At 41.4% G+C, this 25,245-nt stretch carries 27 protein-coding genes and 1 pseudogene; 24 read left to right on the top strand and 4 right to left on the bottom strand.

Annotated elements, in window-relative coordinates; genetic code table 11:
• Positions 1 to 127 precede the first annotated feature (127 nt).
• The 16 genes from F9856_RS09210 to F9856_RS09135 all read left to right on the top strand — a co-directional run bounded on the left by F9856_RS09210 (position 128) and on the right by F9856_RS09135 (position 14,684).
• Positions 128 to 328, top strand: coding sequence for a F0F1 ATP synthase subunit C (locus tag F9856_RS09210; protein WP_105106455.1), 201 nt, complete (start codon positions 128 to 130; stop codon positions 326 to 328).
• A gap of 37 nt (positions 329 to 365) precedes the next feature.
• Positions 366 to 1,082, top strand: coding sequence for a F0F1 ATP synthase subunit A (gene atpB, locus F9856_RS09205; RefSeq protein ID WP_202106413.1), 717 nt, complete (start codon positions 366 to 368; stop codon positions 1,080 to 1,082).
• 17 nt (positions 1,083 to 1,099) lie between these two features.
• Positions 1,100 to 1,606, top strand: a complete 507-nt coding sequence (gene atpF, locus F9856_RS09200) for a F0F1 ATP synthase subunit B (protein ID WP_202106412.1) — start codon at positions 1,100 to 1,102, stop codon at positions 1,604 to 1,606.
• A complete protein-coding gene (locus F9856_RS09195) occupies positions 1,607 to 2,140 on the top strand; it encodes a F0F1 ATP synthase subunit delta (protein ID WP_202106411.1) in 534 nt (177 codons plus the stop codon).
• A 3-nt stretch (positions 2,141 to 2,143) separates the two neighbouring features.
• Positions 2,144 to 3,664, top strand: coding sequence for a F0F1 ATP synthase subunit alpha (gene atpA / locus F9856_RS09190; protein ID WP_202106414.1), 1,521 nt, complete (start codon positions 2,144 to 2,146; stop codon positions 3,662 to 3,664).
• Positions 3,665 to 3,675: 11 nt separating this feature from the next.
• A complete protein-coding gene (locus F9856_RS09185; protein WP_002936012.1) occupies positions 3,676 to 4,554 on the top strand; it encodes a F0F1 ATP synthase subunit gamma in 879 nt (292 codons plus the stop codon).
• A gap of 19 nt (positions 4,555 to 4,573) precedes the next feature.
• On the top strand, positions 4,574 to 5,980 hold the full coding sequence (gene atpD / locus F9856_RS09180; protein WP_202106410.1) for a F0F1 ATP synthase subunit beta: 1,407 nt from the start codon (positions 4,574 to 4,576) through the stop codon (positions 5,978 to 5,980).
• Positions 5,981 to 5,989: 9 nt separating this feature from the next.
• Positions 5,990 to 6,406: a F0F1 ATP synthase subunit epsilon gene (locus F9856_RS09175; protein ID WP_002936007.1), complete on the top strand. Its 417-nt coding sequence runs from the start codon at positions 5,990 to 5,992 to the stop codon at positions 6,404 to 6,406.
• A 59-nt stretch (positions 6,407 to 6,465) separates the two neighbouring features.
• Positions 6,466 to 6,690: a DUF1146 family protein gene (locus F9856_RS09170; protein ID WP_012775178.1), complete on the top strand. Its 225-nt coding sequence runs from the start codon at positions 6,466 to 6,468 to the stop codon at positions 6,688 to 6,690.
• Positions 6,691 to 6,713: 23 nt separating this feature from the next.
• The gene (gene murA, locus F9856_RS09165; protein WP_100881512.1) at positions 6,714 to 7,997 is read left to right on the top strand and encodes a UDP-N-acetylglucosamine 1-carboxyvinyltransferase; all 1,284 of its coding nucleotides are present in this window, start codon (positions 6,714 to 6,716) and stop codon (positions 7,995 to 7,997) included.
• Positions 7,990 to 8,181 (top strand): DNA-directed RNA polymerase subunit beta, encoded by a 192-nt coding sequence (locus F9856_RS09160; protein ID WP_002936005.1) that lies wholly within the window; start codon positions 7,990 to 7,992, stop codon positions 8,179 to 8,181. The genes murA and F9856_RS09160 overlap by 8 nt, the downstream gene beginning before the upstream one ends.
• Before the next feature lie 29 nt (positions 8,182 to 8,210).
• On the top strand, positions 8,211 to 9,050 hold the full coding sequence (locus tag F9856_RS09155; protein WP_125065270.1) for a DNA/RNA non-specific endonuclease: 840 nt from the start codon (positions 8,211 to 8,213) through the stop codon (positions 9,048 to 9,050).
• Between the two features lie 414 nt (positions 9,051 to 9,464).
• Positions 9,465 to 10,508 carry a phenylalanine--tRNA ligase subunit alpha gene (pheS, locus tag F9856_RS09150; RefSeq protein ID WP_024403151.1) on the top strand — a complete coding sequence of 348 codons (1,044 nt, stop codon included), beginning with the start codon at positions 9,465 to 9,467 and terminating at the stop codon, positions 10,506 to 10,508.
• Between the two features lie 666 nt (positions 10,509 to 11,174).
• Positions 11,175 to 11,696: a GNAT family N-acetyltransferase gene (locus tag F9856_RS09145; RefSeq protein WP_044690602.1), complete on the top strand. Its 522-nt coding sequence runs from the start codon at positions 11,175 to 11,177 to the stop codon at positions 11,694 to 11,696.
• Between the two features lies 1 nt (position 11,697).
• Entirely contained in the window at positions 11,698 to 14,097 is a 2,400-nt protein-coding gene (gene pheT, locus F9856_RS09140) for a phenylalanine--tRNA ligase subunit beta (RefSeq protein WP_202106409.1), read from the top strand.
• 320 nt (positions 14,098 to 14,417) lie between these two features.
• Positions 14,418 to 14,684, top strand: a complete 267-nt coding sequence (locus tag F9856_RS09135; RefSeq protein ID WP_014637821.1) for a DUF2087 domain-containing protein — start codon at positions 14,418 to 14,420, stop codon at positions 14,682 to 14,684.
• 20 nt (positions 14,685 to 14,704) lie between these two features.
• On the opposite strand, the gene F9856_RS09130 is transcribed toward F9856_RS09135, so the two are convergent.
• On the bottom strand, positions 14,705 to 15,007 hold the full coding sequence (locus F9856_RS09130) for a hypothetical protein (protein ID WP_172042663.1): 303 nt from the start codon (positions 15,005 to 15,007) through the stop codon (positions 14,705 to 14,707).
• Between the two features lie 192 nt (positions 15,008 to 15,199).
• On the opposite strand from F9856_RS09130, the gene F9856_RS09125 reads away from it, so the two are divergent.
• Entirely contained in the window at positions 15,200 to 15,943 is a 744-nt protein-coding gene (locus F9856_RS09125) for a polyphosphate polymerase domain-containing protein (RefSeq protein ID WP_172042662.1), read from the top strand.
• Positions 15,930 to 16,607, top strand: coding sequence for a DUF4956 domain-containing protein (locus F9856_RS09120; protein ID WP_044759317.1), 678 nt, complete (start codon positions 15,930 to 15,932; stop codon positions 16,605 to 16,607). Before F9856_RS09125 ends, F9856_RS09120 begins: the two co-directional genes overlap by 14 nt.
• Before the next feature lie 368 nt (positions 16,608 to 16,975).
• On the opposite strand, the gene F9856_RS09115 is transcribed toward F9856_RS09120, so the two are convergent.
• Positions 16,976 to 17,458 carry an NUDIX hydrolase gene (locus tag F9856_RS09115; protein WP_002941426.1) on the bottom strand — a complete coding sequence of 161 codons (483 nt, stop codon included), beginning with the start codon at positions 17,456 to 17,458 and terminating at the stop codon, positions 16,976 to 16,978.
• 175 nt (positions 17,459 to 17,633) lie between these two features.
• On the opposite strand from F9856_RS09115, the pseudogene folE reads away from it, so the two are divergent.
• The 3 genes and pseudogenes from folE to F9856_RS09100 all read left to right on the top strand — a co-directional run.
• Positions 17,634 to 18,057 (top strand): annotated as a pseudogene (gene folE, locus F9856_RS09110) (GTP cyclohydrolase I FolE); the annotation flags it as partial.
• Positions 18,058 to 18,059: 2 nt separating this feature from the next.
• On the top strand, positions 18,060 to 19,079 hold the full coding sequence (locus F9856_RS09105; RefSeq protein ID WP_236659591.1) for a GntP family permease: 1,020 nt from the start codon (positions 18,060 to 18,062) through the stop codon (positions 19,077 to 19,079).
• Positions 19,070 to 19,294 carry a hypothetical protein gene (locus tag F9856_RS09100; RefSeq protein WP_002941418.1) on the top strand — a complete coding sequence of 75 codons (225 nt, stop codon included), beginning with the start codon at positions 19,070 to 19,072 and terminating at the stop codon, positions 19,292 to 19,294. The genes F9856_RS09105 and F9856_RS09100 overlap by 10 nt, the downstream gene beginning before the upstream one ends.
• Before the next feature lie 11 nt (positions 19,295 to 19,305).
• Here the strand turns inward: F9856_RS09100 and F9856_RS09095 are convergent, their stop codons facing one another.
• Positions 19,306 to 20,454 carry a 5-methyltetrahydropteroyltriglutamate--homocysteine methyltransferase gene (locus F9856_RS09095; RefSeq protein WP_202106408.1) on the bottom strand — a complete coding sequence of 383 codons (1,149 nt, stop codon included), beginning with the start codon at positions 20,452 to 20,454 and terminating at the stop codon, positions 19,306 to 19,308.
• 202 nt (positions 20,455 to 20,656) lie between these two features.
• On the opposite strand from F9856_RS09095, the gene F9856_RS09090 reads away from it, so the two are divergent.
• On the top strand, positions 20,657 to 21,823 hold the full coding sequence (locus F9856_RS09090; RefSeq protein WP_202106407.1) for an MFS transporter: 1,167 nt from the start codon (positions 20,657 to 20,659) through the stop codon (positions 21,821 to 21,823).
• Positions 21,824 to 22,432: 609 nt separating this feature from the next.
• Here the strand turns inward: F9856_RS09090 and F9856_RS09085 are convergent.
• Positions 22,433 to 22,894 carry a TetR/AcrR family transcriptional regulator gene (locus F9856_RS09085; protein ID WP_051176860.1) on the bottom strand — a complete coding sequence of 154 codons (462 nt, stop codon included), beginning with the start codon at positions 22,892 to 22,894 and terminating at the stop codon, positions 22,433 to 22,435.
• A gap of 278 nt (positions 22,895 to 23,172) precedes the next feature.
• On the opposite strand from F9856_RS09085, the gene F9856_RS09080 reads away from it, so the two are divergent.
• Both F9856_RS09080 and F9856_RS09075 read left to right on the top strand, forming a co-directional pair.
• Positions 23,173 to 24,153 (top strand): alpha/beta hydrolase, encoded by a 981-nt coding sequence (locus F9856_RS09080; protein ID WP_202106406.1) that lies wholly within the window; start codon positions 23,173 to 23,175, stop codon positions 24,151 to 24,153.
• Between the two features lie 16 nt (positions 24,154 to 24,169).
• Positions 24,170 to 25,150, top strand: coding sequence for an alpha/beta hydrolase family protein (locus tag F9856_RS09075; RefSeq protein ID WP_202106405.1), 981 nt, complete (start codon positions 24,170 to 24,172; stop codon positions 25,148 to 25,150).
• The last annotated feature ends 95 nt before the right edge of the window (positions 25,151 to 25,245 follow it).

Here is a 25,245-nt window from a genome sequence, read left to right as displayed (position 1 = left end):
TAATCAAGTCTTTTCTTTTTGTTTGTATAGCACGAAATTAAACGCTTCCAATAGTGGTCTTTTCTTGACAAAAGCAGATAATAGGAGTATGCTATCTAGGTATTAAAATTTTAAAGGAGAATTCGTTATGAAGTTAGGCGCATTGGCCTTAGGTTTGGCCTGTCTTGGTGTTAGTATTGGTGAGGGTTTGTTGGTAGCTTCTTACCTTAGTTCAACTGCACGTCAACCTGAAATGCAAAGCAAGTTGATGGCTGGTGTATTCTTGGGTGTTGCCTTTATTGAAGGAACTTTCTTCGTTACTTTGGCGATGGCATTTGTATTGGGTTAGTATCTCAAAAGAGAAATAGAAAAGGGGTGTAACTCCATTGGAAGAACATTTAAGTCCAACACTTACCCTAGGTCCTATAACTTTTGATTTGACCATGGTACTGGTTTCTGTCATTACCATTTTAGTTATTTTTTCACTTGTTTTTTGGGCTAGTCGCAAGATGGAACTCAAACCAAAGGGCAAACAAAATGTCCTAGAGTACGTCTACGAATTAACCATCAATTTCACAAAAGGAAACTTAGGTGATGAAGATGCTAAAAGGTATGCCTTGTTTTTCTTCACTGTTTTTACCTTCCTATTAGTGGCAAACAACTTGGGTTTGATGACCAAATTGGAAACGTCGGACGGCCATAATTTATGGACTTCTCCAACAGCTAATATGGCTTATGATTTTGGTTTGGCAACAATTGCTACTGTGTTTTGTCATGTTGAAGGGATTCGCCGTAGAGGGTTTAAGCAATATCTAAAAGATTTTGTGACACCATGGGCAATGACACCAATGAACATTCTAGAAGAGGTTACAAACCTGGTTTCACTTGCTTTACGTTTGTATGGTAATATCTATGCTGGTGAGGTTTTGGTTTCACTTCTTCTTCAATTATCACAACAAAGTGCAGTGGCCTATCCAATCGCATTTGCTCTTAACATTGTTTGGACAGCTTTTTCTGTCTTCATTTCATGTTTGCAAGGCTATGTATTTGTCATGCTGGTATCCATGTACTTGAATAAAAAAATCCATGGTCATAGTGAGTAAGAAAGGGAAAGACAACTATGGTAACAACTATTACAATGCAATCTAGTACCATTCTTGGAAACTTTATCTTGGTAACAGCTTCCTTTGCAATATTGATTGGATTAATCCGACTGTTTGCTTGGAATCGTATCACAGGTATTTTTGAAGAACGTGCCAATAAGATTGCCAACGATATTGATGCAGCAGAAGAAAAGCTGACAGCTGCTTCAAATCTAGTTCAACAACGTGAGCAAGAGTTGGTTCAAGGTCGCGTTGAAGGACAGAAAATTATCCAAGATGCTGTTGAACGTGCTAAATTGGAGAAAAAACGCGTTCTAGAGCAAGCAGACGTTGAGATTCAAGCTTTGAAGCAAAAAGCTCAAATAGAAATTGAAGCTGTAAAACGTGAAGCTCAAGAAAACTTGCGTGTTCAAGTAGCAGAATTAGCGGTTGACTTGGCAGGTAAAATTATCATGGAAGATTTGGACCAACAGGCTCATAGTAACTTGATTGATCGTTATTTGGACAAACTAGGAGACAAATAGATGAACGCTAGAGAAAATGCCATCGTGCAAAAATATGCTCTATCATTTGTTGAAAAAGTTAGTGATCATGCAGAAATTTGGGATATGTATGACCAAATTTCTGAATTGATTTCTATTATCCATGATAGTAAGCTCAATCGTATCTTGCTGTCTGCTACGGTATCAAGAGAAGAAAAGGCTGCATTTGTAAGGACTGTTCGTCAATCAAGTTTCTGGCAAATTAATGATTTGATTGAGGATATTATTCGTGATGGTCATGCAGACTTGTTACTTGAAACACTAGAACGTGTCCGCCTACAGATCAGTAAATTTAAAAATGAATTTGAAGCCCATGTGGTTTCTGTTTACCCTTTGACTGAAGTACAAAAAGAGCGTCTTCGTCAAGTGGTTGAAGAACAATTTGCCCTACGTGTTCATAACATCTCTGAAGAATTGGACCCAACTTTACTTGGCGGATTTGTCGTTACTGTCAACCACAAGGTAATCGATGCAAGCGTTCGAACTCAGTTGAAGGACGTTAGAAAAAAACTTTAAGAAATAGAAAGTGGTGTTCTTTTGATTAATGCACAAGAAATTAGCGCTTTACTAAAACAACAAATTGAAGGCTTTCAGCCTGACTTTGACTATACAGAAACTGGTGTCCTAACCTATATCGGTGACGGTATCGCCCGTGCGCAAGGTCTTGACAATGCCATGAGTGGAGAGCTTTTGGTATTTGAAAATGGCACCATTGGTATGGCCCAAAACTTAGAAACCAACGATGTTGGTATTATTATTCTTGGTGAATTTAAGGATATTCGTGAGGGTTCAGTGGTACGACGTACTGGAAGAATCATGGAAGTACCTGTTGGTTCGGCCTTGATTGGTCGTGTTATCAACCCACTTGGTCAACCTGTAGATGGTCTTGGTGATATTCGTACTAGCAAGACACGTCCGATTGAATATCCTGCTCCAGGCGTTATGCAACGTAAGTCGGTAAATGAACCATTTCAAACAGGCCTTAAGGCGATTGACGCTTTAGTTCCAATCGGTCGTGGTCAGCGTGAATTGATTATCGGTGACCGTCAGACAGGGAAGACATCTGTAGCAATCGATGCTATTCTCAACCAAAAAGGTCAAGATATGATTTGTATCTATGTCGCTATTGGTCAGAAAGAATCAACAGTTCGTACCCAGGTGGAAACCCTTCGTCAATATGGTGCCTTGGATTACACCATCGTTGTAACGGCATCTGCATCACAGCCGTCTCCATTGCTTTTCTTGGCTCCTTATGCTGGAGTTGCGATGGCTGAAGAGTTCATGTATGAAGGCAAGCACGTTTTGATTGTTTATGATGATTTGTCAAAACAAGCAGTGGCTTACCGTGAATTGTCCCTCTTGCTTCGTCGTCCTCCAGGTCGTGAGGCTTATCCAGGGGATGTTTTCTACTTGCATAGCCGTCTGCTTGAGCGTTCAGCTAAGGTTTCAGATGAGTTGGGTGGAGGCTCGATTACAGCTCTGCCATTTATCGAAACACAGGCAGGTGATATTTCAGCCTACATCGCGACCAACGTGATTTCGATCACGGATGGACAAATCTTCTTGAAGGATGACTTGTTTAACTCAGGTATCCGTCCAGCCATTGATGCGGGTTCTTCTGTATCTCGTGTTGGTGGTTCGGCTCAAATTAAAGCTATGAAGAAGGTTGCTGGTACCCTTCGTATCGACTTAGCTTCTTATCGTGAGTTAGAAGCCTTTACGCAATTTGGTTCGGATTTGGATGCAGCTACGCAAGCCAAACTCAACCGCGGTCGTCGAACTGTGGAAGTCTTGAAACAGCCATTGCATAAGCCACTTCCGGTTGAAAAACAAGTTTTGATTTTGTATGCATTGACAAATGGTTATCTTGATTCAGTACCAATTGATGATATCTTGGCATTTGAAGAAGAGTTGTATGCTTATTTTGATTTACATTATGATAATCTTTTGGATGTCATTCGTACAACAAAAGATTTACCTGATACAGATGAGTTGAACGCTGCAATTCAAGCCTTCAAAGACCAGTCTGTCTTTAAGTAAAGGAGTGAATAATGGCAGGTTCTCTCAATGAAATCAAGTCAAAAATTGCATCAACTAAGAAAACCAGTCAAATCACCGGTGCCATGCAGATGGTTTCGGCATCTAAATTAGCCAAATCAGAGCAATTAGCACAATCGTTTCAAATCTATGCTAGTAAGGTTCGTCAGATTACGACGGATCTCTTGCGTGGAGAATTGATGGCATCCGATACGAGCAATCCAATGCTCATTCGCCGTCCAGTTCAAAAATCAGGTTATATTGTCATCACATCGGACAGTGGATTAAAGGGTTCTTATAATTCCAGTATTTTGAAGGCAGTGATGGGCATGATTGAACAGGACCATGACTCGAAAGACGAGTATGAGATTATTGCCATTGGTAGTATGGGAGCTGATTTCTTCCGTGCGCGTGGTATCAATCCTGTCTTTGAATTGCGCGGTTTAGCAGATAATCCAAGCTTTGAAGAGGTTCAAAAAATCATTTCCAAGTCTGTTGAAATGTATAAGAATGAACTGTTTGATGAGTTGTATGTTTGTTACAACCACCATGTCAATAGCTTGACCAGTCAGGTCCGTGTGCAACAGATGCTTCCTGTAGAAGATTTGGACCATAATGAAGCAGACGGTTATACAGCTACCTTTGAGTTGGAACCAAACCGTGAGGTTATTTTGGAACAACTCTTGACTCAATATGCAGAATCAACTATTTATGGAGCGATTTTGGATGCCAAAACTGCTGAAAATGCAGCTGGGATGACAGCTATGCAGACAGCAACAGATAATGCTAAGAATGTCATCAATGATTTGACAATTCAATACAATAGGGCTCGTCAGGCTGCTATCACTCAGGAAATCACTGAGATTGTAGCTGGTGCCTCTGCCCTTGAGTAATAGAAATAGAGGAAATAGAATGAGTTCAGGCAAAATTACTCAGGTTGTCGGACCCGTTGTAGACGTTGCGTTTGCAGCAGAAGATAAACTTCCTGAGATTAACAACGCACTCGTTGTATATAAAAATGATGATTCCAAGCAAAAAGTTGTGCTTGAAGTTGCTTTGGAACTTGGTGATGGCGTCGTTCGGACCATTGCTATGGAATCAACAGATGGACTGACGCGTGGAATGGAAGTTCTCGATACAGGTCGTCCTATCTCTGTTCCAGTTGGTAAGGAAACCTTAGGTCGTGTCTTCAACGTTTTAGGTGACACCATTGACCTTGAAGAAGCATTTCCAGAAGATTTTGAACGTGAGCCAATTCATAAGAAGGCACCAGCTTTTGATGAATTATCTACTTCAAGCGAAATTTTGGAAACAGGGATTAAGGTTATCGACCTCCTAGCACCTTATTTAAAAGGTGGTAAAGTTGGTCTCTTCGGTGGTGCCGGTGTTGGTAAAACCGTTCTTATCCAAGAATTGATTCACAATATTGCCCAAGAACACGGTGGTATCTCTGTATTTACCGGAGTTGGCGAGCGTACCCGTGAAGGAAATGACCTTTACTGGGAAATGAAAGAATCAGGTGTTATTGAAAAAACGGCCATGGTATTTGGTCAGATGAATGAGCCACCAGGAGCCCGTATGCGTGTTGCTCTTACTGGTTTGACCATTGCGGAATACTTCCGTGATGTGGAAGGGCAGGATGTTCTTCTGTTCATCGATAACATCTTCCGTTTCACGCAGGCTGGTTCAGAAGTATCAGCCCTCTTGGGTCGTATGCCGTCAGCCGTTGGTTATCAGCCGACACTTGCAACTGAGATGGGACAATTGCAGGAGCGTATTACCTCAACCAAGAAGGGTTCTGTTACATCTATTCAGGCTATTTACGTACCTGCGGATGACTATACAGACCCAGCTCCAGCGACAGCCTTCGCTCACTTGGATTCAACAACTAACTTGGAGCGTAAGTTGACTCAGCTTGGTATCTACCCTGCGGTGGATCCATTGGCTTCGTCTTCACGTGCACTTGCTCCACAAATTGTTGGTGAAGAGCACTATGCAGTAGCTATGGAAGTAAAACGTGTTCTTCAACGTTACCAAGAATTGCAAGATATTATTGCCATTCTCGGTATGGATGAATTGTCAGATGAAGAGAAGACCTTGGTTGGTCGCGCTCGTCGTATCCAATTCTTCCTCTCTCAAAACTTCAACGTTGCGGAGCAATTTACAGGTATGCCAGGTTCTTATGTGCCAGTAGCTGAAACGGTGAAAGGCTTTAAGGAAATCTTGGACGGCAAACACGACCATCTACCAGAAGATGCCTTCCGAAATGTTGGTTCAATTGAGGATGTGGTCGCTAAAGCTGCTAAAATGAAATTCTAGAGGTGGCTTATGGGACAAATGACTGTACAAATCGTAACACCAGACGGTATCAAATATGACCATCATGCAGCATTTGTTTTGGTCAAAACGGTTGATGGTGAGATGGGTGTCTATTCTGGACATGAAGAACTGATTGCAGTTTTGGAAATCGGTGAAATGAAAGTGCGTCGTGTTGATGATGAAAACCATGTAGACTGGATTGCGGTCAATGGTGGAATCATTGAAGTCAACAAGGATATTATTACGGTCATTTCGGATTCCGCTGAGCGGGAACGGGATATTGATATTAGTCGTGCAGAACGTGCCAAATTGCGCGCGGAACGTGAATTGGAAGAAGCACAGACTGCTCGTAATATTGATATGGAGATGCGTGCAACAGTCGCCCTCCAACGCGCGATAAATCGTATTCGTGTCGGGAAACATTAATATATATGGGATTGAACTTGGTTCAGTTCCATTTTTTAATTTCATGGTATAATGGAAACATGGTAATTTCAATTTTACAGTTTTTTAGTCATATATTGTTTATCTATCTGGCTCATCATCTCTTGGTTACAACAGTTGATTGGTCGCGGTGGTTGAAGGTGACTGGGGACAATCAGCGTAAAATCAATTTGCTGATTCTCTTTCTGGCAATAGCACTGGGGTACTTAGTCTCGACTTTCTTTTTAGAATTGTTGATGATGGGACGCTCTTTTGCAAATATGTGATTTAAGTAAGAAAAGGATAAGAAATGGATACAATTATTGTTACAGGTAGTAAAAACGGTTTGAAAGGACAGGTTGAGATTGAGGGTGCGAAGAATGCCGTTCTGCCTTTATTGGCAGCAACAGTTCTAGCAAGTCAAGGGCAAACCAAATTGACTCAGGTTCCTATTTTGTCTGATGTCTATACAATGAATAATGTTGTACGTGGTCTGGGAGTTCGTGTGAAATTTGACGAAGATAGCAAGACTATTGACATTGATGCGACAGGTCGTCTTGGCAATGAAACACCTTATAAGTATGTAAGCCAGATGCGCGCCTCTATTGTTATTCTTGGTCCGATTTTGGCACGTAATGGTTATGCTAAGGTTTCTATGCCAGGAGGTTGTACAATTGGTAGCCGTCCAATAGATTTGCACTTAAAAGGTTTGCAAGCTATGGGGGCTAAAATTAAGCAACGTGCGGGTTATATTGAAGCGAGTGCAGAGAACTTGCAGGGAGCTCATATCTATCTTGATTTCCCAAGTGTTGGGGCAACGCAAAACTTAATGATGGCTGCAACTCTGGCGCAAGGTACCACTGTTTTAGAAAATGCAGCGCGGGAACCAGAAATCGTTGACTTGGCTATTTTCCTAAACAAAATGGGGGCCAAAGTTAAGGGGGCAGGTACAGAGACGATTACGATTACTGGTGTAGAAGAATTGACTGGCGCAGAACATCAAGTGGTGCAAGATCGTATCGAAGCGGGTACCTTTATGGTGGCAGCGGCAATGACTGGTGGCGATGTCTTGGTCAAGGATGCTGTCTGGGAGCACAACCGTCCACTCATTTCTAAGATGTTGGAAATGGGAGTTGAGGTGACGGAAGAAGCTGAAGGGATTCGAGTTCGTTCGCAAGTGGATAAGCTTAAACCTGTAACAGTAAAAACTTTGCCCCACCCAGGCTTCCCAACGGATATGCAGGCTCAATTTACAGCTCTAATGGCAGTTGCAAAGGGTGAATCTACCATGATTGAAACGGTATTTGAGAATCGTTTCCAGCATTTGGAAGAAATGCGTCGGATGGATTTGCATTCGGAAATTTTGCGTGATACAGCTATCATCACGGGAGGACAAGCTCTGCAAGGTGCTCAAGTTATGTCTACTGATTTGCGAGCTAGTGCTGCATTGATTTTGGCAGGTTTGGTTGCTGAAGGTGAGACGATTGTAGGTAAATTAACGCACTTAGATCGAGGTTATTATCGTTTTCATGAGAAATTAGCTGCTTTAGGTGCAACGATTGAACGTGTGAGTGGAGAAGATGAAAATGGATAAGGATAATCTTAGCTATGTTGGTAAAAATTTAATCTTAGTAGCAGTTGTTTTGTTGATTGCTATTTTGGTGTTTGTTTTAGGATTAATGGTTGGTTACGGTGTCATAGGAGATGGAGACAATGTATTTGCGGTGTTGTCACCAGCTAAGTGGCAAGAACTAATCGGTAAATTTACAGGAAAGTAGGCTGGACCTGCTTTTTTGATGGAGAGAAAATGGCGAAGAAAAATGTAAAAAAACAAGCGATGAGTCTGCTCAGCTTATTGGCTACGATTGTTGCAGTAGCGGGTGGCTATCTTTTAAGTGATAACAAGAGCAGTAACGTTGCTGACTATTCCTATTATGTCAATCAGTCTAAGGCAAGCGAGAGCACACCTAGTCAGGAACTGGCTAGTTCGGTATTGACAGAAGATGTAAAAAAGCAACTGGGGAATTTGATTGAATGGAATGGTGCTGGAGCATTTATTATTAACGGAAATAAGACTGATTTAGATGCTTCAGTCTCTAGCAAGCCTTATGCGGATAATAAGATAAAGACTGTGCAGGGGGAAACGGTTCCAACAGTGGCAAATGCCCTTTTAGCCAAATCAACGCGACAGTATAAGAGTCGTGAAGAAACAGGAAATGGTTCGACTTCATGGACTCCGCCTGGCTGGCATCAGGTACAGGATTTGGATGGATCCTATGATCATGCGATTGATAGGGGGCATCTGCTGGGCTATGCCTTGATTGGCGGTTTAAAAGGCTTTGATGCTTCAACCAGCAATCCTAAGAATATTGCAGTTCAAACAGCTTGGTCCAATCAGGCAAGGGCTGAGGATTCGACGGGGCAAAACTATTTTGAGAGTCAAGTTCGTAAAGCTTTGGATAAGAACAAACGTGTTCGTTACCGCGTGACCTTGATTTATGCTGATGAGGATGAGTTGGTTCCAGTCGGAAGTCATCTAGAGGCAAAAGCAGCAGATGGTAGCCTAGAGTTCAATGTGTTCGTTCCAAATGTGCAGAGCGGTCTCAGTATCAACTATCATAGTGGGGAAATTGCAGTAAATGAGTAAAGAAATCAATTGCCAAACTTTCTTATTTTTGATAGAATATTCTTAATTGAATAGAAGTCTGTGAGACTAGTACACCTATGGAAACTGCCCAGGGAGTTGAGCCGTGACTGCAAGCTCAATCAGTGAAAGTTGGTCGAATTCACTCACGCAAGGACTTAGAACCTGTATTCACAGTTCAGCACTTCCATCTAAGGCTAGTTTTTCAGCTACTCATCGTTAGTTTTTTTAAAAATACAGTCAGTATTCCCTCAAAAAACTGCCTTGATTAGCGAAAAACCATCTCTTATGTGCAAGCACTTCACTTGTGAATATAGGTTCATAGAACTAAGGTCTGCTTAGCAGATGAAAACGGATGGTACCGCGTGACAACGCTCCGATACGAGTGGTGTCATGCGTTTTTTTATTGGAGGAATTATGTCAAACATTGAACAACAGTTGGCTGAATTAAGCCAAACCACGCTTGAAAAGTTAAAAGAAATCCAGCACCAAGGAGAAAAAGAACTACAAGACCTGCGTGTTGCGGTTTTGGGTAAAAAAGGGTCTTTGACGGACTTGTTGAAAGGCTTGAAAGACCTGTCTAACGAAATGAAACCAATCGTTGGTAAACAGGTCAATGAAGTGCGTGATGTGCTGACAGCTGCCTTTGAAGAGACAGCTCAGAAGGTTGCAGCCGCAAAAATTCAACAACAATTAGCATCCGAAACTATTGATGTGACCTTGCCAGGTCGTCAGGTCAAGGTCGGAAAACGCCATGTCTTGACCCAAACTTCTGAGGAAATCGAGGATATTTTCTTGGGCATGGGCTTCCAAATCGTTGACGGGTTTGAAGTGGAGAAAGACTACTACAACTTTGAACGCATGAATTTGCCAAAAGACCACCCAGCGCGTGATATGCAGGATACTTTCTACATCACAGAAGAAATCCTTATGCGGACCCATACGTCGCCTGTTCAGGCACGGACTATGGACCAGCATGATTTCTCAAAAGGCGCCTTGAAGATGATTTCGCCTGGACGTGTTTTCCGTCGTGATACGGATGATGCGACCCACAGCCACCAGTTCCACCAGATTGAAGGCTTGGTTGTCGGTGAAAATGTATCCATGGGTGACCTCAAGGGTACGCTTGAAATGATTATCAAGAAAATGTTTGGTGAAGAGCGTCAAATTCGTCTTCGTCCATCATACTTCCCGTTTACTGAGCCTTCTGTTGAGGTAGATGTTTCTTGTTTCAAGTGTGGTGGTGATGGTTGTAACGTATGTAAGAAAACAGGCTGGATTGAAATCCTTGGTGCCGGCATGGTCCACCCTCAAGTCTTGGAAATGAGTGGCATTGACTCAACCAAGTACTCTGGCTTTGCCTTCGGTCTTGGTCAGGAACGCATTGCCATGCTCCGTTACGGTATCAACGATATTCGTGGATTCTATCAAGGCGATGTACGATTCTCGGAGCAGTTTTGATGTGAGACCTGTTTCTGATACTGAAAGTATCTAGAAACAGGACGGTAGCCGCTCTAGCGGCCTACCTACTCCCCTCACTAGGTTCAAGGTTGAAAAAATATCGTTTTCAACCTTGAACCGTCGTAACTCCGCACGAGTAAGTGAACGGAAATCGCTATTGAGCGACTTTCCTAGCTACCTTACTAGGATTTCAAGCAAAAAATATCGTTTCGCTTGAAATACCGTCGTGATTTAGTAAGTTTGTCAGGTTGTTTAAGGTGAAAAACGGTAGTCGCTCTAGCGGTCTACCTACTCTCCTCACTAGGTTCAAGGTTGAAAAAAATGTTGTTTTCAACCTTGAACCGTCGGACTCCGATACTCATAAATGGTGCTGAAGCACCTATTTATGAGACGACAGTCGCTATGGCGAACTGTCTAATCGTCTCACTAGCTCTAAGGTTGAAAAAATGTCGTTTTCAACCTTAGAACGTCGTAACTCCGCACGAGTAAGTGAAGGGAAATCGCCATTAAGCGACTTTCCTAGCTACCTTACTAGGCTTTCAAGCTAAAAATATCGTTTCGCTTGAAATCCGTCGTAATCTGATAAAATTAGTAGATTGTTGATTGAGAGAAGCGGTAGTTGCTCTAGCAGCTTACTTAATCCAGTTAGAAATGAGAGGCAATGAAATGCAGATTGACCCTATACGTTTAGAGGAGGTTTCTGTTTTGCAGGAGCTGGCTAAGCAGACTTTTGCAGAGACCTTCGCTCACGATAATGACCCGAAGGAACTGGAGGCATTCTTTGAGGAGTCTTATTCCTTGGAGGTCTTGACTAGTGAGTTATCGGATCCCAACTGCCAGCACTATTTTCTAAGAATAGATTATCAAATAGCTGGTTATCTCAAGCTCAACCAAGGTTCTGCCCAGACGGAGCAGGAGTTGGAAAATGCCTTTGAAATCCAGCGTATCTATCTCTTACAGGCTTTTCAAGGTCGCGGTCTTGGGAAGGTCTTGTTTGAATTTGCTTTGGAAAAAGCAGAGCAGTCTAGTTGTGACTGGGTCTGGTTGGGAGTTTGGGAACATAATTACAAGGCTCAGAAATTCTATTCCAAATACGGATTTGAAAAATTTGGCCAGCATGAATTTGCGGTCGGTGATAAGATTGATGTGGATTGGCTACTGAAACGGCCTTTGCACCAGAAAGGATAATATGTTAGTAAGTTACAAATGGTTAAAAGAACTGGTTGACTTTGAAGCGACAAGTCATGACTTGTCTGAAAAAATGTCAACAACAGGAATTGAAGTAGAAGGGGTTGAGCAAAAGAGTGCTGGCCTTTCTAAGTTGGTTGTCGGGCAGGTTGTGTCTGCTGAGCCAATTCCAGATACTCACCTCAATATTTGTCAGGTAAATGTGGGTGAAGAAATCACGCAAATCGTTTGCGGTGCTCCGAATGTCAAGCCAGGCATCAAGGTAATCGTCGCTCTGCCCGGAGCTCGTATTGCTGGCAACTACAAGATCAAGAAAGGCAAAATCCGCGGAGTTGAGTCCTTGGGCATGCTCTGCTCATTGAGCGAAATCGGCGTGTCCGACTCAGTTGTGCCAAAAGTCTATGCGGACGGCATTTACCACTTGCCTGAAGATGCAGTCGTGGGTGAGCCAGTCTTTTCATACTTAGACCTCGACGACGAGATTATCGAGCTGTCCATCACACCAAACCGTGCCGACGCCCTCTCTATGCGTGGTGTGGCTCACGAAGTGGCTTCTATCTATGACAGCAAGGTCAACTTCAAGCCTGTTGTCTTGGAAGAAAGCGACAAGAAAGCCTGCGAAGTGATTGAAGTGGCCATTGAGTCAGACAAGGTGACTGCCTACACGGCCCGTGTTATTGAAAATGTGACCATCGCACCGAGCCCACAGTGGTTGCAAAACCTGCTTATGAACGCAGGTATTCGCCCGCTCAACAATGTGGTGGATATCACCAACTACATCTTGCTCTACTTCGGTCAGCCAATGCACGCCTTTGACTTTGCCAAGTTTGATGGCAAGAAAATCGTGGCTCGTCAGGCAAAAGAGGGTGAGAGCCTAGTGACCCTTGACGGTGAAGAACGTGACTTGATTGCCGATGACATCGTCATTTCCGTTGCGGACAAGGCGGTTGCCCTCGGTGGTGTCATGGGTGGTGCCAACACAGAGATTGACAACAACTCTAAAACCGTTGTGCTGGAAGCGGCCCTCTTTGACGGCAAGTCGATCCGCAAGACCTCAGGTCGCCTCAACCTTCGCTCTGAGTCCTCTTCTCGCTTTGAAAAGGGCATCAACGTAGCAACTTTGACGGAGGCTATGGACACAGCGGCTGCTATGATTGCGGAACTGGCTGGTGGTCAGGTCTTGTCTGGCATCGTTTCTGCGGGTAGCGTGGACACATCGGATGTCCCAGTCACAGCAACCATTGATTACGTTAACCGCTCGCTCGGGACCAACCTCGACTATGCACAAATCGCAGACATTTTCCGTCGTTTAGGTATGGAAACAACTGGCGATGCAAGTCAGTTCACAGTAGCAGTACCGCGTCGCCGTTGGGACATTCGCATTCCAGCAGACTTGGTAGAGGAAATCGCTCGTATTTATGGTTACAATAATCTGCCGACCACTCTTCCGAAAGAGGACGGAACAGCAGGTGAGCTGACCCTGACCCAGAACATCCGTCGCCAAGTTCGTAGCCTGGCAGAAGGTGCAGGTCTGACAGAAATCATTTCTTACGCTCTGACAACGCCTGAGAAGGCTGTGGAGTTTGCGGCTCGTCCAACCGCAGTCACCGAACTCATGTGGCCGATGACCGTTGATCGCTCTGCCCTTCGTCAGAACATGGTGTCTGGTATGCTAGACACAGTTGCCTACAACGTAGCGCGTAAGAACAAGAACTTGGCTCTTTACGAAATCGGTAAAATCTTTGAACAGTCTGGCAATCCAAAAGAGGACCTGCCACAAGAAATCAATAAGTTTGCCCTTGTCTTGACTGGTTTGGTAGCTGAGAAAGACTTCCAAACACCTGCTGTACCCGTTGATTTCTTCCATGCCAAAGGGATTTTGGAAGCTATCTTTGGTCATTACAAGTTGGCAGTTGACTTTGTAGCCACAAGTGAGATTGCGGCCTTGCACCCAGGTCGTACAGCTGAAATTCATTTGAATGGGGCGGTTATCGGCTTTGTCGGTCAGGTACACCCTCAAACGGCCAAGGATTACGGTATTCCTGAAACCTATGTGGCTGAAATCAATCTGGATGCGATTGAAGAAGCTCTCCAGCCTGCTCAGCCATTTACCGAAATCTCTAAATTCCCAGCGGTTAGCCGTGATATTGCCCTGCTTTTGAGCAGCGATGTCAAGCATCAGGATGTCCTGAATGCCATTGCTGGTGCTGGCGTGAAACGCTTGACTAAAGTGACCCTCTTTGATGTCTATGCGGGCAATAATATTGAGGCTGGTAAGAAGTCAATGGCTTACAACCTGACCTTCCAAAATCCTGCGGATAGCCTGACAGATGAGGAAGTGGCTAAGTATATGGAGAAAATTAGTAAGGCTTTGGTGGAGCTTGGTGCTGAAATTCGTTAAACTTTTGTCTTTCATTTTATCTTTTATTACTTAGACGTATGAGGAAACTCCGTTTCCTTATCTCCAACTTCAAATAATTTCAGATTATTTGAACTCGCTTTGTCGCACTCGACAGCTGTGACTTGCTATCGCAAGTAATATTTCCAGCCTTGCACAGACTGTTGGTCTGTGCAAGCTATCTGCAGCTTGAGATGCGAACTTTATTCGCTCTATTTCCGACCTCCAAAGGTTTCCCAAACCTTTGGAGCTAGTACAAAAGCAAACTGAAAGACTATACTACTAAATCCTAGTCAGCGGGCTAGGATTTTTTGGAGGGAAGTATGAACACTCAAGATATTCAAGAAAAATTTTTTCGAGATGGGAAGTTACTTGTCATTCCTAAAAAATTAAAAAGTAAGCAGGTCTTGTTTGCCTATTTACAAGAAGAGTTGGCTAAGAAAGGCTCGACCTTCACAGAAAAAGAAGTCAATGCCTTTCTAGCTGAAGTCTATGATGATTATGCTATATTGAGACGCTACTTGGTGGATTATGGCTACTTATCGCGTGATCAGTATGGTTTGGAATACAGAATAGAAGAAAAGAGATGATTGCGGTCATCTCTTTTGTCTTACAAAATAAAGGGTTCAATCTTCAACTCTATCTGGTTGCCATACTTGGCTAGTAAATCGTCTGCCAGGGGATGATAGAGTGTTCGTAGTTGTTCAATCTTGTCAGGGAATTGCTTGCCGATGTAGTCAAACTTGCACTCGATGGTTAAGAAAAGTTGGTGAAAGAGTTCGTTAATCTCATTCAAGCGGGTAATCATTTCTTCGTCTTCTTTGAGAAAATCAGGGATTTCTGAGCGATTGTTGACAAAACCGTCAATGAGTTTTACGGGGAAAGAGCCGTATTCTAGGACAAATTCGTACATGGGGTTCTCCTTGCCTTACTATTGATAGGACTATTGTAGCATAGATTAGAATGTGACAAAAGAATTTCAACTTTATTGTAGTTTAAGTTTTGTTTAATTTTATTTTCAGTTTCATTTAAAGCTTGGTCGGTAAACTATATCTTGTAAACAAGACAGGGACCTGTCAAAATTTAGGATAGAAGAGGCACAATAATGAAAACAAGAATCGTACAAAAACAGTTTAAGCGTAAAGAAACAAAATATATCGTTGATAAAGAAACTTTTGCCTTGCTAGAAAAAGATTTGCAGAAATATATGATTTCAGATGAGTTTGCAACTTCAACCATTACGAATATATATTTCGACAATGAAGATTTTGATATGATTCAAGATTCCATTGCTAAAAAGAATGGTCGAGAAAAAATTCGGATGCGTGTCTATGATGCGACACCATCTAAATCAAGTCAAGCTTTTCTTGAAATCAAGAAAAAAGAAAATAAAATTGGCTATAAATACCGTTTAACCTCAAACCCTGTTTCTGTAACAAACTATATCGAAAATGGAGTGATTGATTCCACAATTAAGGATGATAAGGTAACCTCAGAACTCGAAATGTTGAGAGAACGCTATGGTACTATTAAGCCGAAGATGTATATCTACTACGATCGCGTATCCTATAAAGGAATCGAAGACAAAAAAGTTCGTCTCACAATCGATAAGAACTTACTTTATCGAGATTACGATGTAGATGCCATGGAGGGCAAATTTGGTAAGGAGCTTTTGGATCCAACAAAAGTCATCATGGAAGTAAAAGTTCCAGAAGAACGACCAGACTGGTTGGTAGCCCTCCTCGAAAAATACCAAATCGAAAAACAATCATTTTCAAAGTATGGCAATGCCTATAAGCTTGCCCACAACATCACTGGAGAGGAAGTAAGCAAACATGCAGCTGTTTAATAGTATCTTTTCAACGGCCAATAGCAATATTACCTTAGCGCAGATGTCCATGGTTTTTGGAGTTAGTCTATCCATGGGGGTACTCTTAGCAGCTGTTTATAAATATAAATCCAATTATACAAAGGAATTTATCATCACACTAAGTTTAATGCCAGCTTTGATTGCTGTTATCATTGCATTAGTTAATGGTAACTTGGGAGCGGGTGTTGCGGTAGCAGGGACTTTCAGTCTTATTAAATTCCGCTCAGCGGCAGGTTCTTCAAAGGAGATGCTTGCAGTCCTCTTAGCGATGGCTATTGGTCTAGCGACAGGGATGGGCTTCCTAGGTTTGGCTGTCTTTATGACGGTCATCCTATCTGCTTGTATTTTGATTTTTGAAAATATCAGTTTTGCCCAAGTCAATCAAAATCGTCGACATCTCTTGGTAACAGTGCCAATGAATTTTGACTACGACCAATTTTTTGAAAATCAATTTGGTAAATCTTGCAAGCAAGCCGACTTAATTTCCCTCAAATACAAGAAGAAAAAAGAAGCGCTGATCTTAGAATATCAAGTTCTCCTTGATAAGAAGATTACAGACAAACGTTTGGTAGATACAGTATTGTCAGCCGGTCCCTTGGATGTCGTATTGAACAAGCAAATGCCGAAGAAGAAGTATTTGTAATATCAAAGAGGGAGTGGGAAAGAACTCGACCATTCATAGAAGAGTTCGTCAACAAGTCCTTATTTCCAATTGTTGAGCTGAAACAGTCTATCCCCAGACTGTTTCACTCCCACCCCCGCATAGCTCCAACAGTCAGAGTAGTGACTGTTGGAGGTTGGAGATAGAGCGAACAAGGTTCGTTACAAAAAGGTTCAGTGAACCTTTTGAGGTTGGAAATAGAGCGAACTTTGTTCGCAACAGTCGTAATGGTCAGATTTGGAGTGTAAAACACGAACAAATCTGCCAATTAACCACTGCGTTAAGATATTGACACTAACGTTGAGAAGCGGTGCTGGGCTTGAGCTCAGCCTTTTTCGTTTTTTATTAGCTTATTCTTCATAAAAATCAACGCTATAATCAAGCAGTTTGTCCCCGTCATAGCGGAAGCAAGCGGAAAAAAATGGTTTGTCCTCTAATAGCCATTCTTGAAAATGTCTGTCCCCTTCCCAGGTTGGTTTGGAGAGCACTTGGTCATAAGGAACCCATTCTAAATCGCCTTCGTTGCAATCAATAAGATTTCCTTCAAAACCCGTAATCTTAAAGACATAGGTGTACCAGTCTGTGTTTGGAGTAAAGTCTGGGAAGGTTATCACTCCTTTTAGAGCATGCTTTGTTACAGTAAGTCCAGTTTCCTCAAAGACCTCGCGAATGGCACAAGCTTGCGGTGTTTCACCAGGCTCTAGTTTACCACCAACTCCAATCCATTTTCCTTGATGGACATCGTTTTCTTTCTTGTTTCGATGAAGGAGAAGAAATTCCTTGCCATTATCAATGTAGCAAATCGTAGCCAGTTGGACAGGTTTCTTGGTCATAGTAGCTCCTTGTAGTTAGTTTGTTCCTATTATATCACAAAGGTGAGAGTGTCTGGCATTCTGAACGGGGACAGTTTGTTGTTTAGAATGTTGAAAGCCCTTTTCTGAAAACAGTTTTTGAGGTATAATAAGAACATCAAACTATTTAGGATGCACTATGTCAAAATAAGAACAAATCGAACAAACCATTTATCAATTATTGGAATTATTGGGTGAGGACCCGAATCGTGAAGGGCTCCTTAGATACGCCTAAGCGAGTAGCAAAGATGTATCTGGAGATGTTTAACGGCTTAGAAGAGGACCCAAAAGACCAATTTACTGCTGTCTTTTCAGAAGGTCATGAAGAGGTTGTTTTGGTCAAGGATATTCCTTTTCATTCTATGTGTGAACACCATTTGGTACCCTTTGATGGCATTGCCCATGTAGCCTATATTCCGAGTAAGGGGCGTGTGACAGGTCTTAGCAAATTGGCGCGTGCAGTGGAGGTAGCAAGTCGTCGCCCTCAATTGCAGGAGCGCTTAACTCATCAAGTTGCTCATGCACTTCAAGATGCCCTTGAACCAGAAGGCGTTTTTGTCATGGTCGAAGCAGAGCATATGTGATGGAGGCAAGTGGAGCCACGCAGACGATTGCCAATAGCATTTTGAAAGTAATGGGAAAGGATAGTCCCTATAAGGGCTTGTTAGCCATCACTTTGATTGCTTCCATTCTGACCTATGGTGGTGTCAGTATTTTTGTAGTTATTTTTACCTTGCTTCCCCTGTCACGACCACTTTTCAAAGAATTGAATATTAACTGGGCCCTTTTTCCAATTCCTGTCTTTTTGGGAGCCGGTACTTATACGATGACAACTCTTCCTGGGGCACCTTCCATCCAGAATGTTATTCCGACAAAAGTTTTGGGAACTAGCTTGACCGCGGCCCCCATTATCAGTTTGGCAGCCAGCTTGACGCTATTAGTATTTGGCTTGCTCTACATGGCCTACTGCCTCAAGAAAAGTCTAGCAAATGGAGAGACGTATACAGAAGAAGAGGATGAAACTGCAGTAGTGGTAGCTGATAAGACACCAAATCTATTTTTATCAGTCTTGCCTCTATTCAGTCTTATTGGGACGATTTTCCTAATGAGTAAAACTCCGAATGTACTAGCAATCGGTTTGCTTGTTTCAATTCTCATTTCAGCCTTGATTTTTTATCCATATTTGCCAAATCAAAAAGATATTTTGAATGCTGCGACAACGGCATCTATAGTGCCTGCTTTTGCAACTTCTAGTACAGTAGCATTTGGGACGGTGTTAACCTTGTCAGCAGGTTTTGCAGTCATTCAAGAATGGATTCAACAAATACCAGGAACACCGCTGATTAGTTTATCTGTTTCGACAGCATTGGTTAGTGGTATTATCGGTTCCTCTTCTGGTGCAGTAGGTATTGCTTCAAGTAATTTCCTTCCCGCCTATTTGGAAATGGGGATTAATCCAGAGTTGCTGCATCGTGTAGTAGTTGTTGCATCAGCTATCTTGACAGTTGTGCCTCAGTCTGGCGTGATGATTACCTTCCACAATCTTTCGAAATTAATACTCAATGAAAATCAAAAACAGACTAGGCGACGCAGATGCAGATAGAACTGAAGTTCATCAAATCAAGTCAACAACGTCTGATTTTGATTTTCGAAGAGTATAAGTATGAAACGTGGACTCAAGTATTCATTTATCCTAGTGACAGTTGGGCATTTGTTAGCCTTACTTGTGATTTTACTGTTGGCACCTTTGCTATATTAGGATTGATTAACAAACAAATAAAAGCCCTGCCGAATGGCGGGGCTTTTATGCACGAATAACAAGAAGTGGCTTAAGACCAAAACTTCTCTGCAATTTCTTGACCTTGTTTAATTTTTGCCCACTGTTGCGGGATGGCCAATTCATTACCTGAATCACATGAAGCGAATCCACATTGATGTGACAAGTAGAGACGCTCTTTTGGAATAATCTTGCTTGCTTCCTCGAGTAATTTGTAAACACGTTCTTCATCATCCAAATCAGAAGTTTTACTTGAAAGTAGACCAAGAACGACTTCGACATTCTTGTCACGCAGGCTTTCCAAAGCTTTTAAATCACCTGCACGTTCATCATCCCACTCAAGGAAGAATCGATCGTATTTTTGGTCACGCAGGAATTTTTCAGCAATAGCTTCGTAAGTTCCGCCAGCTGCAGAGCGACTTTCATAGTTACCACGGCAGTTGTGCGTCCAGACGGTCAAGCCAATTTCATGCCCGTAATCAATAACAGCATTATTGATAGCAACAAACTCGTCAGCCAAAGCAGCCAATGCTTCAGAATCGTCTTGTGGCAAGAAAGGTACAGGGTTAGCAGGGTCGAATAATTCCCAAAGGCAGTCATCAAATTGAACGATTTGTCCACCAGCTTCCTTGTACTGGTCTAAAAATTCCTTATAGGCAGCGATGAGTCCGGCTTTTAATTCATCACGAGTTTTGTAGACCTGATTTGGTCCAACTTGTCCATTGAAAATTGTCAATTCATTAAAGGCATGGGCTGGACCGAAAATAGTCTGTTTGGTTACAGTTTCTCCTGCTAATTCTTTCACTTGTTTGAAAATATCAATGAAATGGTGATTTTTTGCTGAAAGAGGACCTGTAATACGCAATCCAATATCCTTACGTGTTTCAAAAATCTGTCCATCATGGTCTTTAAATGGATAGCCATGTTCAGCAATGTAGCGTTCGATTCCCTCTAAGCCCCAGAGAAAATCTAGGTGCCACATTGAACGACCAAATTCTCCATCTGTCACAATATCCAAACCGTTTTCTTTTTGTTCTGCAACAATTTTTTGGATGAGTGAAGCTTCAGTTTCTTTGTAACCATCGAAGTCATCATAGAATGGGTATTTGATGTCCTCACGAGCTTCGATTTGTCGTTTAAATTCTCCTAAGTTTGCTGGTCGAAGAAGTGAACCGACTAATTGGAATCTTGAAGTTGTCATATATGTATCTCTCTTTCTTTCGTTTTAGTGATGAACCTATTCTAACTCATAAGCTATCATTTGAAAAATAGTTATTTTCATGGCAAATCCATAGTTAAAAACTATAACTAGAAAAAATAGACGGAAATAACTTTCTATCATTTGTCAACTATGGTATAATCGAAAGTGCTGAAATCCGAACATTAGGAGACTTAGGAGAAAAATGAAAAAACAATCACCCTTTATTATTGCAGGAATCGTCATGCTAGGGGTCGTGATGCGTGCCCCCTTTACAGCTTTGCCAGCTATTTTGACAGATGTGGCAGCAGGACTGGAAGTAGAAGTGAGTTCATTAGGAATTTTAACCTCTATTCCGCTCATCATGTTTGCTCTCTGTTCATCCTTAGCACCGCGTCTTGCGGCTAAGTTTGGCATGGAAAAACTAATGGCCCTAGTCTTACTGGTTATGGTACTGGGTTCAGGAATGCGAGTTCTCAACTTACCAGCCCTTTACATTGGTACAATGCTTGTCGGTGCTACAATAGCATTTATTAATGTTTTGCTACCAAGTTTGGTTGCGGCTAATTTTTCAAAGAAAATTGGTCTGTATACGACGATTTATATCACTCTCATGGGGGTGGCGGCAACAGTTGCATCTATGATTGCTGTTCCAATTGTATCCTCTAGTTCTTGGGAATTTTTTATTCTATTAATTACAGGATTGGTGTTTATGGCTTTCCTAATCTGGTTGCCTAATGTAAGAAATAACCATCGATTTGCAAGTGAGAACCAAGGAAACCAGAAATCATCTATCTGGAAAAATAAAGCAGCGATTGCCTTTTTGATATTTGGTGGGCTACAATCAGTCCTCTACTATACAGAGATTACCTGGTTGCCAACTATTTCTCAATCAGTTGGCTTTAGTAAGGCAGAAGCAGGTCTAATGGCTGGTTTCTTCAATATGACAGCTATTCCCATGTCTATGATTATCCCAGCTGTTCTTTCTCGTCAGACAAAAGAAATGCGTCGAAATATCATGCTGGCTATTTCATCTGTTACCTTGCTTGGTTTGGTCATGATGGCATTGATTCCGACCAATCTCATTCTTTGGTCAGCGCTTCACATTATTTTAAGTTTTTCAAATGCAGCCCTCTTCCCCTATATGATGTTGAGCTTTACTTTGAAAACAAGCAACAGCCAGGCTACTGCCCAGTTATCAGGAATGGTGCAGACAGGTGGCTATCTCATTGCAGCATTTGGACCAGGCCTTCTCGGTTATAGCTATCCAATCTTCGGAAACTGGATGCCATTGATTCTTGCTCTGGCTATCGTCACACTTGCCATGATGTGGACTATTGTTCTCATTGAAAGAGAAGATATTATCTTATAAAGTATAATCCCTTAAGAAGGCTGGCATTTTTCTGTGAAAATGGCAGAGCTTCTAAGGGATTTTTTGTCAAATAAAAAAAGCTGGACATTAGCCGAGCTGACACCTAGCGGTTCAGTTATTCGGGTTAATAGTAGCGAGTCAGTCCACCTGACTCGCTTTTTTGTTGTTTAGTTTTTCGATGAAATTGTAATAAATGCCTATCTGGATAATTCGGTTGCGTTTCGTGCCAGTTGGCTTGCGAATCACAATTTTGTCAAATTTGGACCGACAAATCTAGTTTAAGTTTTGCAGTATTTCATGTGATGGATTAGGCTTAAAAGTCTCATTTTACAGGATTAAAAGAATTTTCTTCATCTACACGATTCGAAGACCGACTAGAATACCTATTCACCAAGTATGGTGTCAAAGGCGGTGATATTTCAAGGCTGAAAGAATAACTTTTGAATACAGTGACTTCCACTTAACAAATACCGCCAAGGCTTTAATTGAGATTTTGGAGATTGAGACGGATGATGAGTTTTTGGGGAATTAACAGAGTCTTACAAGAAAAAATTGAATGTGGATAAGGTTACTATAGAGATTCATTCAGTAGAAGATTTGGAATAATTATCACTGTTTGATTCTCTTCAAAATCTCTTCTGTTGAATCAACCATACCTCTTTGATACCAGGCATTTGCCCAGCCAAGAAGTAGATAATTGACTGTGGCAACACTATAAGCTACTTCCAGTGGCAGTTGTGTTATATTGTCTGATTCAATTAATTCGAGTAATAAGACTTCTTTCTTACTCTTAAATAATACTGAGATTAGATCCTTGTTTTGATTGAAGAACTCGAACATAAATCCGATTGAAAACTCTGTATCTTTAGTGAGTTTTTGAGTTTCATAGCGTTTCTTCATTTCTTGTCGCAAGATATCTTCCTTGCTGTCAAAGTTTCTGTAAAAACTGATTCGTGTGACACCCGCTTTTTTTGCGATATCTGTGATGGTAATATCATCGTAATTTTTTGATTCGATTAACTTAAAAAGAGCTTGAACAATAAAATCTTTTGCACGTAAGTTTTGGGTCATGTTACACTTCCTCCTTGTTTGTTACATTTTGTCGTAGCAGCATTGACTCTAAGACATTTGCGTGATACACTTGTTACATGTTATAGCAAAACTACAATATTTGTCAAGATTATATATCAGTAGAAAAGGAGAAAGAAATGAGGAATGTCAATGGCTAATAAAAAAAGGATAATTATATTGCTACTGCTCGCCCTTGTGGGTTTTGTACTCGGTCGATTATTGATGAGATTTGTGATGAATACTCTACTAGGAGGGACCTTATTTGGAGGTAATTTCTTATGAGAAAAGTGAAGATGGGAAAGAAAATGTTTGTATTTATTAGCATTCTGACATTTGTCATTTCGTTGGCACTTGGTATTGTGTCTACATTTGCCATAAAACCAGCTTGGACCAAGGATTATAGCGTTACTTGGTCAGATGATATAGGAACAAGATATACTGACTTAGCCTATGGTGAAGGTGAAGCCAATAAATTTGACCTTTATCTTCCTAAAGATAATAGTAAAGAACATTATGGCTTAGTTATCTATCTTCATGCTGGTGGTTTTACTACTGGAGATAAATCCGATGATGAGGCCATGCTATCTTGGTTAACTTCTAAGGGATATGTCGCAGCTGGAATTAACTATACTTTACGAAATGAAACCAACACTGCGAGTGTGCTGAGTCAGTCTAACGAAATTAAGGAAGCTATTCCCAAAGTCATTGATGCAGCTAAAGAATATGGCTATAACATTGATGAAATGGCAGTAGCAGGTGGTAGTGCTGGACATGCTTTGGCGATGCTATACTCTTATCGTGACGGTGCAAATAGCCCTGTTCCAATTAAATTAACCTTTGGAGCTGTGGGTCCATCCAGTTTTTATGTAGAAGATTGGGGAATATTTGGTTTGGGTCAGGATACTGAAGAATCAAGAGAAGCAGGTGCAAATTTATTAAGCGTCATGAGTGGTGAAGAAATCACTGCGGAAATGATAGCAGATGGTAGCTATCTTGAAAAAGTCAAACCGATTGCTGCTTCTGAGTGGATTACGGAAAATTCACCAGCTACTGTTGTCGCTTATGGTACACATGACAAAATGCAACCATTCCAAGCATCACAGCGACTTTTACAGACTTTGGAAGAAAATAAAATTGATTACAAGTATTTTGAAATGCCACACTCCGGTCATGGATTACAAAATGATAGCAAACTTTACCAAGAATATATGGAGACTGTTGAAGAGTACTTGAATCTCTACATGCCTGTCAATAACTAATTCGGAGAATGAAGAGATGAAATTTTTGAAAGTAATAATCATTACGTTGTTAGTGATCATCGGTATCGTTTTGGTAGCAGTCTTGGCATTTGGTTTTCTAGCTAAGCAGAGAACTGACTCATATTACAAGTACTCCAATCCTGTTGGAGTGATCGAACAAACTTACGCCCCCATGGGGCCAAGTGAGGTTTCAGAGAAAGTATTTCCTTCCGATAATAAAAATATTGGTCAATTTATCATTCGTTATCCGAGTGAGCTTGAAAAAAATGACACTCATGCTCCAGTTGTCCTATGGGCAAACGGAACTGGGTCGAAATCAGGTACATATCAGTCGTTTCTGAATCATTTATCTTCTTGGGGATTCATTACGGTTGTAACTGATGATGAAAATTCAAGAACTGGGGAATCATTGAATGCTGCAATTGACTTGTTGATAAAAGAAAATGAAAATCCTGATAGTGTATTGTATCAGAAAGTGAATTTAGAAAAAATTGGTATTGGAGGACATTCTCAAGGTGGCGTAGCTGTCTTTAACATGGCAACAATCCAGCCACATGCAGACCTGATTAAAACAGTATATGCTGTGAGTGCGACCTCATCCTATCATTCCAATGTTTTTCAAGATGGTTGGCAATATGACATTTCAAAAGTGACAGTTCCAACCTTTCTAACTGCTGGTACAGGAGCTTTTGACGCAGGAACTGCAACATCAGCAAATCAGGAGTCTGATGAAAAGGCAGGAATCATGCAAGGGATCACACCCTTGTGGAGTTTGGAAGAAAATTTTAATCTTCTAACAAATGTTGATAAAGTTTATGTACGAAAAACGAATGTTGACCATGGTGACTCATACTTGCAGTTTGATGCCTATATGACAGCCTGGTTTAGGTATTATCTAATGAATGATAAAGAAGCTGGAAAAGTTTTCTTTGGTGAAAATCCAGAACTAGCCACAAACAAAAATTATCAAGATTTTAAATCATACTTGACAGAATGACTTTAGATTAACCTTTGTCCCATAATTGATTGGTTTTAATGAGTAAACGTTTAATTCATAAAACAATACAATAAAAAAACGGCAAATTGCCGTTT

This window comes from Streptococcus suis, from assembly GCF_016743335.1.
GTDB lineage: Bacteria > Bacillota > Bacilli > Lactobacillales > Streptococcaceae > Streptococcus > Streptococcus suis_Y.
The sequence above is the reverse complement of the archived record's forward strand: the minus strand, read 5'-3'. Positions and strand labels throughout refer to the sequence as shown.